The sequence below is a fragment of the Kytococcus schroeteri genome, assembly GCF_042433515.1.
GTDB classification, from domain to species: Bacteria; Actinomycetota; Actinomycetes; order Actinomycetales; family Dermatophilaceae; genus Kytococcus; species Kytococcus schroeteri.
Genome location: NZ_JBHLVH010000005.1, coordinates 43,032 through 54,850, shown reverse-complemented (window position 1 = coordinate 54,850; position 11,819 = coordinate 43,032). Strand labels below are relative to the sequence as shown.

The 11,819-nt window shown below is 69.5% G+C and carries 12 protein-coding genes; 4 read left to right on the top strand and 8 right to left on the bottom strand.

What is annotated here, in order from left to right; genetic code table 11:
* The coding region (locus tag ACFFHC_RS03440) for an ISL3 family transposase (RefSeq protein WP_379803104.1) at positions 1-901 on the top strand (901 nt) is incomplete at its 5' end.
* Positions 902-1,303: 402 nt separating this feature from the next.
* On the opposite strand, the gene ACFFHC_RS03435 is transcribed toward ACFFHC_RS03440, so the two are convergent.
* The 5 genes from ACFFHC_RS03435 to ACFFHC_RS03415 all read right to left on the bottom strand — a co-directional run bounded on the left by ACFFHC_RS03435 (position 1,304) and on the right by ACFFHC_RS03415 (position 4,435).
* A complete protein-coding gene (locus tag ACFFHC_RS03435) occupies positions 1,304-2,089 on the bottom strand; it encodes an alpha/beta hydrolase family protein (RefSeq protein WP_379803101.1) in 786 nt (261 codons plus the stop codon).
* 129 nt (positions 2,090-2,218) lie between these two features.
* Positions 2,219-2,674 carry a DUF3995 domain-containing protein gene (locus ACFFHC_RS03430; protein ID WP_070706130.1) on the bottom strand — a complete coding sequence of 152 codons (456 nt, stop codon included), beginning with the start codon at positions 2,672-2,674 and terminating at the stop codon, positions 2,219-2,221.
* Positions 2,675-2,725: 51 nt separating this feature from the next.
* Positions 2,726-3,157: an NUDIX hydrolase gene (locus ACFFHC_RS03425; protein ID WP_070706128.1), complete on the bottom strand. Its 432-nt coding sequence runs from the start codon at positions 3,155-3,157 to the stop codon at positions 2,726-2,728.
* A 27-nt stretch (positions 3,158-3,184) separates the two neighbouring features.
* Positions 3,185-3,736, bottom strand: a complete 552-nt coding sequence (locus tag ACFFHC_RS03420) for a DinB family protein (protein WP_070706126.1) — start codon at positions 3,734-3,736, stop codon at positions 3,185-3,187.
* 42 nt (positions 3,737-3,778) lie between these two features.
* A complete protein-coding gene (locus tag ACFFHC_RS03415; protein ID WP_237769852.1) occupies positions 3,779-4,435 on the bottom strand; it encodes a TetR/AcrR family transcriptional regulator in 657 nt (218 codons plus the stop codon).
* A 75-nt stretch (positions 4,436-4,510) separates the two neighbouring features.
* On the opposite strand from ACFFHC_RS03415, the gene ACFFHC_RS03410 reads away from it, so the two are divergent.
* The 3 genes from ACFFHC_RS03410 to ACFFHC_RS03400 all read left to right on the top strand — a co-directional run bounded on the left by ACFFHC_RS03410 (position 4,511) and on the right by ACFFHC_RS03400 (position 7,495).
* On the top strand, positions 4,511-5,311 hold the full coding sequence (locus tag ACFFHC_RS03410) for a VOC family protein (RefSeq protein ID WP_070706123.1): 801 nt from the start codon (positions 4,511-4,513) through the stop codon (positions 5,309-5,311).
* 670 nt (positions 5,312-5,981) lie between these two features.
* Positions 5,982-7,097: an amidase domain-containing protein gene (locus ACFFHC_RS03405; protein WP_070706121.1), complete on the top strand. Its 1,116-nt coding sequence runs from the start codon at positions 5,982-5,984 to the stop codon at positions 7,095-7,097.
* Between the two features lie 134 nt (positions 7,098-7,231).
* Complete coding sequence (locus tag ACFFHC_RS03400) at positions 7,232-7,495, top strand: hypothetical protein (RefSeq protein ID WP_070706119.1); 264 nt, start codon at positions 7,232-7,234, stop codon at positions 7,493-7,495.
* Between the two features lie 72 nt (positions 7,496-7,567).
* Here the strand turns inward: ACFFHC_RS03400 and ACFFHC_RS03395 are convergent, their stop codons facing one another.
* The 3 genes from ACFFHC_RS03395 to ACFFHC_RS03385 all read right to left on the bottom strand — a co-directional run bounded on the left by ACFFHC_RS03395 (position 7,568) and on the right by ACFFHC_RS03385 (position 11,580).
* Positions 7,568-9,925, bottom strand: coding sequence for an excinuclease ABC subunit UvrA (locus ACFFHC_RS03395; RefSeq protein WP_070706117.1), 2,358 nt, complete (start codon positions 9,923-9,925; stop codon positions 7,568-7,570).
* Positions 9,926-10,016: 91 nt separating this feature from the next.
* Entirely contained in the window at positions 10,017-10,889 is an 873-nt protein-coding gene (locus ACFFHC_RS03390; RefSeq protein ID WP_379803092.1) for a hypothetical protein, read from the bottom strand.
* A 1-nt stretch (position 10,890) separates the two neighbouring features.
* The gene (locus ACFFHC_RS03385) at positions 10,891-11,580 is read right to left on the bottom strand and encodes a DUF6318 family protein (protein ID WP_379803089.1); all 690 of its coding nucleotides are present in this window, start codon (positions 11,578-11,580) and stop codon (positions 10,891-10,893) included.
* Between the last annotated feature and the right edge of the window lie 239 nt (positions 11,581-11,819).

Below are 11,819 nucleotides of genomic sequence, written 5' to 3'. Positions count from 1 at the left end.
GAAGTCCTCAGATCATGCCCGGGACCTCGACCCCTACCCCCAAGCACCCACGCTCAACTCCGAAGAGCCCGTGAAGGTGATCGGCGTCGACGAACACGTCTGGCGTCACACCCACCGCGGCGACAAGTTCGTCACCGTCGTCATCGACCTCACCCCGGTCCGCGACAAGACCGGGCCATCGCGGCTGCTGGCCATGGTGGAGGGCCGCTCCAAGGAAGTGTTCAAGACATGGCTCGCTGCCCGACCCAAGGCCTGGCGCGACGGCCTCGAAGTCGTCGCCATGGACGGGTTCACCGGCTTCAAGACCGCCACCACCGAAGAGCTCCCGCAGGCCGTCGCCGTCATGGATCCCTTCCACGTCGTCCGCCTCGCCGGCGACGCCCCCGACCGCTGCCGGCGCCGGGTCCAGCAAGAACTGCACGGCCACCGCGGCCGCAACACCGACCCGCTCTACAGATCCCGACGCACCCTGCACACCGGCGCCGACCTGCTCACCGACCGCCAGACCCAACGCCTCACCGCCCTCTTCGGGGACGACGACCACGTCCAGGTCGAAGCCACCTGGGGCATCTACCAGCGCATGATCGCCGCCTACCGACACCCCGACCGCACCGCAGGCCGACAGGCCATGAGCAACCTCATCACCAGCCTGACCTCCGGCGTCCCCGCCGCGCTCACCGAGCTCGTCACCCTCGGCCGCACTCTGTCCAAGCGGGCAGAGGACGTCCTGGCCTACTTCGACCGACCCGGCACCAGCAACGGCCCCACCGAAGCCACGAACGGCCGACTCGAACACCTCCGCGGCTCCGCCCTGGGCTTCCGCAACCTCACCAACTACATCACCAGAAGCCTGCTCGAGACAGGCGGATTCAGACCCCAACTACACCCTCGATTGGGATGAGCCGTGAACAACTGCATTTCGCCGAACGGGCGCTCCACCGCGGCGGCCATCTCACGGCCACCCCTCCGGAGAGCGACATCCTCCCGAGGGTCCCAATCTCGCTGGGAGATGCCATCGAGGCGACTGACAACGATGCGCCCACGGCCCTCGACGTTCATCACGGCTTCCGGGGTTCCTCCGGCCATGAAGGGCGCCCCACCCCACCCAGCAGAGCCAGCCCTGCACCGGGCGCGGCACACGTCATCAGCAGCGCAAGAAGCAAACCCTTGGCCGAACGCATCTGAACCCCCCTCAGCGACTCATCGAAATGAACGAGCCGGAGTATCCCCCCGAGGGGGGGACCGTCAAATCCTTGCGCGCCAACGCCCTTGGAGGCAGACCGAGGCAAAGGTGCCCCCGAGGTCACTGCACCGTGCGCTGCCAGAGGGCGGAGTAGGCCTCGAGGAAGGCCGTGTGCACGTGGTGCCAGTGCGGCGAGTCGGGGTCGATGAGGTCCGCGTGGTGGGCGCCCGGCAGCACATGGGTGGGGGCGTCGAAGTCCTCGCTGTGGGCGACGGGCACGGTGGCGTCGTCGGCGCCGTGGACGAGCACGGCATCCACCGGCTGGGCGTCGGCCCAGCGGCGGCGCGGGTCGAGGTGGTCGTAGGCCTCGGACGCCTCGTCCGGCCCGGCGCCCACCCAGTCGGTCACGGCGCCGTGACCGAGGCCCTCGCGCGCGCCGCGCGTGAGATCGGTGACGCCCGCCAGGGAGACGGCCGCCACCTCGGGCCGGCCGGGCTCCATCGCGCGCAGCAGCGCCAAGGTGCCGCCGGCGGAGTGGCCCACCCACACGCCGGCCACGGGCCCCTGCCCGTACCAGCCCTGCTCGGTGAGCAGCTCGTCCACGGCCAGCAGGTCGGCGAGGCTTCCCATCGGGTTGCCCGGCTCACGGCGGTACTCCGGCAGGGCCACGCGGAACCCGTGGTCGGCCAGCACATGGGCGGCGGCCCGCAGGTGGGTGCGGTCGATGCCGGGGCGCCAGAAGCCGCCGTGCACCAGCACCGTGGCAGTGGTGGCCTCCTCGGAACCGAAGGTCTCCACCACCAGGCCGTGGCTGCCGATGTCCGTGCCCGTCGGCGGGGCGTGGTCCTCCAGGCGGGCGATGACCTCGTCCTCGAGCACGGCGGTGTCCTGCGGGTTCTCGGCCATGCCCCGCACGCTAGCGGGGTCCGGCGCTCACCGGGGCCGACCCCGTCCCCCCTCACCCCCTCCGCAACTCGCAGTTGTCAGGTGTCCACTTTGACGCGACACGCCGGGGATCCGCGCACATCGCAGTGATCAGGTGTCGAGATCGCCGGGGCGGGTGGCGCGGAGGCCGGCCGCGAGCGCCGCACCCCAGAGGACGAACAGCGGGTCCCACAGCAGCGCGTGCCCCGCGAGCGCCGGGTCCTGCAGCGTGCCGCCACCGGCCAGACCCGCCCAGGCTCCCAGCATCCCGGCACCGCCCCAGAGGAGCAGCACCCCGGCGCCTGCCCACGAGGCCACCCGGATCCACCGCGGGGCGGGCTGGCTGCGGTGCCCCCACCAGGGCACCACGGCACCGGCAGCCTTCGCGAGGGTGACGGCACCCAGCAGCGCGCGGGTCGAGGCGGCACCCTCCTCCTGCATCTCGACGGCGAAGTCACCCACCGTGTCCAGCAGCCACGTACCACCGAGGGTCCAGAACAGGCTGGCGGCGGCGTGGACCAGCCCGGCCAGCATGGCCGTGGTGAACCACACCCTCCCGTCGCTCATGGGTCCAGCCTGCCGGAGTCGCGCGATCCCGCGCCACAGTCTTCTCGCCGGTCAATCCCGCAGCAGTGGCAGCACGTGGTCGGCCAGCAGCGGGGCCAGGAGCTCGGGGGCGATCTCGGCTTCGAGCGCGCCGGCATCCACCGGGAGCCAACGCAGCTCGTCGATCTCGGCGGCCGCCCGAGGCTCCCCCTCGGGACGGGCGTGGAAGACGGTGCTCTTCAGGAGGCGGCCCGGCTCATTGGCCGCCGGGCCGGAGAAGGCGCCGAGCAGCTGCATCGATGCGGGGTCCACCCGCAGCCCGAGCTCCTCACCCAGCTCCCGCGCCCCGGTCTGCGCCGGCGACTCCCCCGCCTCGGGCTTGCCGCCGGGCAGCATGAAGCGCTCGGTGCCGCGCTTGCGGACGGTGAGGACGCGGCCGGCGCCGTCGCGGACCACCACCCCGGTGACGACGATGGGCGGCTGGTCGGCGGACGTCGCAGTCATGGTCGCGAGGGTAGCGGCGGCGCCCGCTCAGTAACCGGTGCGGCCGTCGACGACCTCGCGCAGCAGGTCCGCATGCCCCAGGTGCCGGGCGTACTCCTCGATGAGATGCGCGTACACCCAGCGCAGGTTCACCGGGTCCCCGTGGCGGGTGCCGGCGACCGGGGCGTCGAGGTCGGTGACCCCCGCACACCAGGCGCGGGCGCGGTCCACCGCATCGGAGAAGGCGGCGACATCCTGTACGGCGGTCGCGGCCCCGGCATCGAGGAAGTCCCCGTCCGGTGAGGCGGGGGTGGAGTAGACGTCCGGCACCTCCGCACCCGCGACGACCTCACCGCACCAGTACAGCTCCACCTCGGTGAGGTGGCGGACGATGCCCGCCAACGACAGCGTCGATGGGGGGACCGCGCGCTGGGCGAGCTGCTCGCCGGTGAGCCCGCCGACCTTGAGCGGCAGGGTCTGTCGGTACAGCTCCACCCACCACTCGAGGTTCTCCCGGTCGCCGGCGAGGAAGGCCTGGTCGGGTCGGGTGTCCGGCGGGTCGGGGGTGGTGGCGGGGAGGTTCGGCGCTGCGGTGGTCATGGGGGGAGGCTCGCCGCTGGGGCACTGCCGGTCAAGCGGGTTTCACGGCGCCTGGGTGATGCCGTGCACGGCGGTGGCCACAGTGCGGGCGGCCAGGGCGTCGACCACCTCGTCCGGTGCGCTGCGCAGCGGGCCGGAGACGACCAGCATCGAGAACCCGTGCACGGCCGACCAGCACGGCGCCTCTGCGCCCTCGCGCAGCTCAGCGGCCAGCGAGCCGTCGGCGACCATGCGGTCGAGGGCATCGGACAGGTGCAGGAAGGGGGTGAGGCCCGAATCGCCAGCGGCCCGGGGGTCGGCGGAGAGCTCGAGGTCCGCCGGCTCGGTGAAGGCCGTGCGGAACAGCCCGGGCTCGGCCCGTGCGGCCTCGATGTAGGTGCGCCCCACGGCCGTGAGGTGAGCCGCCCCATCGGCCTGCGCGGGGAGGCCGGCCCGGGCGGCGTCCATCGCGCGGGCCACGGCCGCCTGGGCCCGGAAGGTGACCTCCTGCACCAGGGCGGCGCGGTCGGCGAAGTGGCGGTAGGCCGCGTTCGCACTCACGCCCACCTGGCGGGTGAGCGCCCGCATCGTCAGTGCCTCCGGACCCTTCTCCCGGGCCACGGCCTCCGCCTGCTCGATGAGGGCGGCGCGCAGGTCGCCGTGGTGGTAGCCCCCGCGCGGGGCGGGGTTCTCACCGGGATCGGATGGGGGGCTTGGCACGGGACTCCTTGATGTGTACGGTGAACACATCCTACATGTGGACACCGTTCACATTCCTCTGAAGGGACCTGCACCATGACCGCACGCACCACCACCCAACGCGCCGGGACGCCCATCTGGCGGGACTTCTGGACCACCAACCCCGACGGCACGGCCGCGTTCTTCCGTGCCCTGTTCTCCCGGGAGGTCGAGCCCGGACTGATCGCCATGGACATCCCCGCTGGTGGCCCGGAGATGGGCGGATACACCACGGCCCAGATCGACGGGCGCCATGTGTTCGGCATCGGCCCGGCACTGCCGTGCGGGGTCGACGTGGCCGCGGTCTTCCTGGCCACCGACGATGCCGACGTCACGCACGCGAAGGCCCTGGAGCTCGGGGCGACCGAGGAGATCGCGCCCACCACGGTGCCGGACCATGGACGCTTCTCGGCGATCGTGGACCCCGCCGGGGCTCTGGTGGCCTTCTACGAGAGCCACGGGATGCTGGGCTACGGCGCGGTCGACGAGCTGGGCTTCCCCTGCTGGCAGGACCTGCTGACCCCGGACGTGGCGGCCGCCGAGGCGTTCTACGGCGAGCTGTTCGGGTTCACCTTCGACCACCAGATGGCGCCCTACTCGGTGGCGCAGCTGGGTCAGGACGGGATCTTCGGCATCGGGCCGTTGGAGGCCGGCGCCGAGGCACTGTGGGTGCAGTACACGCTGGTGCCGCAACTCGACCCGGTGCTGGCGAGGGCGCGGGAACTCGGTGCCGGGCAGGTGGGTGAGGTGATGGAACTCGAGTTCGGTCGCTCGGCGCACCTGACCACCCCGGCGGGTGCGGCGTTCGGGCTGTTCGAGGGCTCGGAGGAGATGCAGCACCAAGTTCCCGAGGGTTGACCCGATCCCCCGCGTGCGCCCGCCGGACCTCCACATGTTCGTCAACCACCGACGGCCCCCTGCAGCGCCTGCCCGGTCGTAGTGCCGGCATGCACCATGTCGACACCGAGGCGCCAGTGCACCACCTCACCAACCCGGTGGCTTTCACTGGTCCACGACGAGGACCCTTCGGACTGGCTCACCACGTCGGGGGGCTCGTTCGCCACATCGGGACATCCGGCGGCCCACGCCCGACTGGCGCCCATCACCCGAAGATCAGACACATTGAGCCGTGGCGAGGATCCCTCCCATTGACGGCAACAAGCAGCTCGAGCGCGCGTCCTCCTTGTCGGCCATCGCCGCCATGTCCGAACCCACCAGCCGCGCCTACTTCTGCCGAAAGCGCGCCCAGGGCAAGACGCACGACGCCTCCCCGATCTGCCTGGCTCGACGTCGGCGCGATATCCCGCACGCCATGCTCCGAGACGGCATCACCCGGCGCAGCCGCTTGGCGAATCCCATAGTGACACCCCCCTTGACACTCCCGCACTCCCCAAGTATCTTGAAACTCTCGGGATCATCCCATACGTAACTTCTGCGCATCCTTCGCGAACGTCACCCTCCCGGGATCGCCGTTCCCAATGTTGTCTGCAACCTAAGGTTGCCTGCAACTTTTTCGAAAGGATGCTTCATGTTGCGTTCCCTGTCCACGATCACCGTGATCTCCTTAGCGTTGGCCGCACCCACCGCTGCTGCACCCACCGCTGACACACCGACCCAGCCATCTGGAATGGGGGCCGCCGAGTTGGCCACCCTTGTCACGCAAATCAACGAGAGCCAAGTTGCCGACGGGAGCATCCAGACGATCGGCGCATACTCTACCGCCGACGCCGAGACCAATGCGCAGTCCGTAAGGGCCGAGGCGAACAGGGTCGACGCCATGTATGACGCCATGCAGGAGGACGGTAGCCTCCTGGTCGTGAAGACGCAGTCGGCTGCCGTCTCCACCACCGCGCTCGAGGGCGGTCGCCTTGTCACGCTGCACACGGTCCGCACCCTGAACACTGGAACGACGTGGGAGGAGATGGAAACCTTCGTTATCGTCGACGAGGCCACGCAAGGCGTTCCGGCAGGTACGTTCTTTGCCGTCTCCCCTGAGATCGTCCGAACGGACCCCTCAGTAGCTTCCATGGCAGATTCACTCGGCATCGACTACACCGACGAGTCAGTAGAACCGTCCGACACCGAGTTGCCCCCTCTGCCGCCGGCCTTGCAGGTTCCTTCATCCTCGACGCGTCCCACCGGGGGCACCGCGGCGGGCATCTACACCGGATACTCGAACGTAGCCAACAACACCACCGTGCGCGACTACGGTCGCCGGCACGCCCTCTCCAGGAACAGCGCCTACAAGCCGTTCTCGAACGACTGCACCAGTTTCATCTCGCAAGCCCTTAAGGCAGGCGGGTGGCGGACCCGAAACGGGTGGTACAGAGACGACACGACGTGGTACTACTCTGGCGGCCTCGCGGTCAAGGCAAGTTGGACTTGGGCAGGCGCAGAGAACTTCTACCGCTTTGCCCGCAACAAGTCTGGCCAGGCAGGGCGACTCCCCAACGTCTATGACCTGCGCAATGGTGACATCCTGCAGTACAAGGAAGGTGGGTCGGCCAACATGAACCACACCATGGTGGTCACAAAGATCGATAACGGGGTCCCACTGCTCTCGTACCACACCACCGACACCCTCAACAAGCCCTTCACCGCCATGGGTAAGTCGGGACGCACATGGTTCGCCACCGCTGTCTGATCCGCATTACACTGATCGCGGCCCTGACAGCAGCCTCCATCACGGGGTGCTCCCAGGGCACGTGCGGGAGCGGGCGGGAGACGCCCACCGAGGTGGTCTCGGCCCTGTTGAAGGAAACCGGCCCCGAAGCCACTGTGGACTCGGTCTGTGAGTTCTCCGGGGAGGGCTTCGAGCCCAAGACCAGCAACTGGTTGAACGCCGTGCGCGAGAAGGCTGGAGGCGCTGACGCCGCCTCCGAGCTCACGGTCCGCGAGCTGACCGGGGAGCAGATGGCCCGCAACCACCAGGTGCAGGTCAGCACCGCCGACGGCCCCGTCGCGACGGTCACCGTGTGGGACGTGAGCGAGGACGGGGACCGTTACGTCGTGCAGCCCCACGACGAGGACATCCCCCGCTGAGCGGCGACCCTATCGACCGACGAGGCCCGGCCCCACCAGGGAGACCGGGCCTCGTTGGCCACGGTCACCGCGTCAGGCCGTGGCGGTCTTCAGCGCGCGGCCGGTGGCGGTGTCGGCCAGCGTGAGCTCCGCGGGGGTGCCGGTGAAGACCACCTCGCCGCCCTGGCGACCGGCGCCGGGGCCCACGTCGATCACGTGGTCGGCCTGGCTCACAACGTCCAGATTGTGCTCGATGGCGATGACGGTGGCCCCGCCCTTCACCAAGCCCTGCAGCATGTCCACCAGCTTCGCGGTGTCGGCCATGTGCAGGCCCGAGCTCGGCTCGTCGAGCACGAAGATGTCCGACTCCTTGAGCTGCGCGGCCAGCTTGAGGCGCTGGCGCTCACCACCGGAGAGGGTGGGCAGCGGTTGGCCGAGGCGGATGTAACCCAGGCCCACGTCCAGCATCCGCGTGATGAGGGTCCTGGCCTTGCCGCTGGTGAAGACCTTGGCGGCCTCCTCCACGGAGAGGTCGAAGACGTCGGCGATGGACAGGCCCTGGTACTCGTACTCCAGCACATCCTCGCGGAAGCGACGCCCGCCGCACACCTCGCACGGGGTCGGCGCGGCATTCTGCAGGGCGATCTCGGGGTAGATCACGCCGGCGCCCTTGCACTCGGGGCAGGCGCCCTCGGAGTTCGGGCTGAACAGCGCCGGCTTCACCCCGTTGGCCTTGGCGAACTCGCTGCGGATGGGGTCGAGCAGGCCCGTGTACGTGGCCGGGTTGGAACGGCGCGAGCCCTTGATGGGCGACTGGTCGATCACCAGCACGTCGCCCCGCTTGCCCAGGCTGCCGTGGATGAGCGAGCTCTTGCCCGAACCCGCCACACCGGTCACAGCCACGAGAACGCCGGTCGGCACGTCGACGTCGACGCCCTTGAGGTTGTTCGTGGTCGCGCCGCGGATCTCCAACGCGCCCTTCGGGGTGCGCACGTCGTCGCGGAGGGTGGGGCGGTGCTCGAGGTGCTGGGCGGTCACCGAGTCGCTGCCGGCCAGGCCCTCGAAGGGGCCGGCGTAGACCACCTCGCCACCGGCCGTTCCCGATCCGGGGCCGATGTCGATGACGTGGTCGGCGGCGGTGATGACCGCGGGCTTGTGCTCCACCACCAGCACGGTGTTGCCCGCATCGCGCAGGGAGCGCAGCAGACCCACCATCTGCTCGATGTCGTGCGGGTGCAGGCCCACGGTGGGCTCGTCGAAGACGTAGCTGATGTCCGTGAGCGACGAGCCCAGGTGGCGCACCATCTTGATGCGCTGCGCCTCCCCACCAGAGAGGGTGGACGACGCGCGGTCCAGGGAGAGGTAGCCCAAGCCGATCTCCGTCATCGCCTGCAGCATGCCGGTGAGCTTGGCGAGGGTGGGCTTGAGGCTCGGCTCGTCGAGGCCGGCGACCCACTGGGCGAGCTCGTCCACCTGCATCGCGCTCACCTCGGGCAGGGTCCTGCCGTGCACGGTGGCGGTGCGGGCGGCCTCGTTGAGGCGCGTGCCGTGGCACTCCGGGCAGGCGGCGGTGGTGGAGATCCTGTCGCGGTAGGCCTTGATGTGGGCCTGCTTGGGCTCGCGGTCGCCGAACCACGTGCGGCGGATGCGCACGATCAGACCCTCGTAGGTCATGTTGATGTCGCCGATCTTGACCTTGGTGGCGTCCTGGTACATCAGCCAGTCCCACTCCTTCTGGGAGTAGTCGCCCACCTTCTTGGCCGGGTCCAGGCCGCCGGACTCCGCGTAGTTGCGCCAGCCCCAGGAGTCCACCGGGTAGCCCGGCACGAGGATCGCACCGTCGTCCAGGGAGAGGTCGCGGTCCACGATGAGGTCCTCGTCGAGGCTGGCGACGGTGCCCAGCCCCTCGCACTCGGGGCACATGCCGCCGATCACCTCGAAGGTGGCCTTCTCGCCCTTCTTGGTCTCGCCCTTGGCGTTCTTCTTGTCCACCTTGAGGATTCCCGACCCCGAGGAGCTGGCGACGTTGAAGCTGAACGCCTGCGAGCCACCCACGTGGGGCTCGGAGAGGTGGCTCCAGACGATGCGGAGCATCGCGGCAGCATCGGTGGCGGTGCCGACGGTGGAGCGCGCGTTGGTGCCGATGCGCTCCTGGTCGACGATGACGGCGGCGCTGAGGTTCTCGAGGGAGTCGACGTCCGGGCGGGGGTTGGACGGCATGAACTGCTGCACGAACGAGGGGTACGTCTCGTCGATGAGGCGGCGAGACTCGGCCGCGAGCGTGCCGAAGACCAGGGAGGACTTGCCCGAGCCGGACAGGCCCGTGACCACGGTGAAGCGGCGCTTGGGGATGTCGACGTCGACGTCCTTGAGGTTGTTCACACGGGCGCCGCGCACCCGGATGGTGTCGTGGCGGTCGGCGGCGTGGGCGGACTGCTGGTCCTGGGTCACGGGGCGAGCCTATGACCCCGCGGGGACAACCTCGGGCGGCGTTGTGGGGCAGGGGTTTTGAGGAGGGCTCCAGTGTTGCTGGCAGGGCGGGTCAGGGGTTGGGGACGAGTTCGGTGACCAGGGTGGTGGGGGTGAGGGTGGCGGGGTCGCCCTTCACGGTGACCTCGATGCCGAGGGGGCGCCAGGGGCCGTTGTCCAGGGAGTAGCGGTCGGTGTAGGTGGCGGTGATGCGGGGGTGGAGGGTGCCGGCCTTGGTGTAGGTGTGGGTGATGTTGCCGTCGGGGTACTCGCCGCCGGTGTCGACGGTGGGGCCGTGCTGGTCGCCGTCGCCGAAGTGGTAGGTGACGTTCTTGAGCTCGGGGAGGATTTTCAGGTCGTGGCCGAGCATCTGTGATGGGGGGATGGTGCGGGTCTCGTTCGGCTCGTAGCCGGCCTTGGCGAAGGTGGTGGTGAAGTAGACGGGTTTGTTGACCAGGGGGTCAGTGCGGGGCGGGTCCCAGGTGGGGACGGGCAGGGCGAACTTCGTGACCTTGAAGGCCTTGGCGATGCGCTTGTCGGCCACCTCACCGGACCGGCCCGGGACGGCCTCGGGGAAGCAGGTGTCGTCCAGGTGGGACCACGGCTCGACCTCGGAGTCGCCCTCCGTGCGCATGACGCGCTGGGAGACCATGTAGAGCAGGCCACCAGAGGGTGTGCCGGCGCATCCGTGGTGGGTCTGGCCGCAGTCGTACCCGTCCCACGGGCCAGGTGGTTGGCCGCACGAGGGGAACACGACGTACTCGTAGTACAGCTTCGGCGGCTTCCCCGGTGCGGGTGGGGCACCACGGGGTGGCACCGCGTCCGCCAGCGCCTCCGCCTCCTCCACGGTCAGGCCGACACCGAAGCCGTCGTCGAAGTCTTCACAATCGATCTGGTGATCACAATCCGATCCGGCTGTGGCCATGAAGACGATCGAGGAAAGCACGTCAGGCACCCTCGGCGTGCCGCTGCAGGGGCATGTCCACGATGTGCCAACCGTCTTGGAACACCAGGCGCATGCTGAATCCAGAGTTCCGACTCCGGGGAACTGATTCAACAACGGCTCCAGACTCATCCACGTAGTCGGTCTTGAGCTGATCGAACCGCACCCCGACCATCCACTTCTTTCCCCCCAGCGGCGTGACACGGGCCGTGGGGCGAATCTTCATCGGGGAACTCGTGGCTCGGTGCCCCTCGGCCGCCGACTCACGCACCGTGGACTCAAGCTGGGCACAGGTTCCACAGGACGTCTCGGAGAACTCCTCGAGCACTCCCGCCTTGGGGTGCTGATAAAGGTGGTTGAGCGTTTTCAGGTACCAGATCCCGAAGGCCTCGGCACCCTCGGCGGTGTTCTCCTTCGCCGCGGCCGGCATCACCGGCGGAGCCGGAGTCTCACCGTCGGACGTGTTGGGCGCCGGCGACGTCGGCGCACCCGACCCGCCGGACGGCGACGCATCACTCGAGCCACCCCCACTCGGCTCGGGCGAGCCCGGCGCCGTCGCGTCGCTCGGTGACGACATCGGCGCGGAGGTCTCCACCGCATCAGGCGTGGTCGACGACGAGCCACCCCCCTCCGCATCGGAGGAGCACGCCCCCACCAACAGGGCCCCGCACACGGCGAGCACGGCGGTCTTCACGGGCAGCGAGCGAGCGGGCATGAGGGGTCTCCCGGTGCGACGAAGGGCAACACCGGCACCTTGGCACAGCGCACCACCCCACCGGCAGGGTTTTCCACAGGATCCCGATAACGATTCCCCCAAGACACGTCGACGGCCCACGCGCGCCACGTGTCCACAGGTGCACCCCTTCCACTCCCACCACCAGCCACTCGTCCACATGTTCGATCACTGTTGCACCTTGCTTGGATCATCTGTAC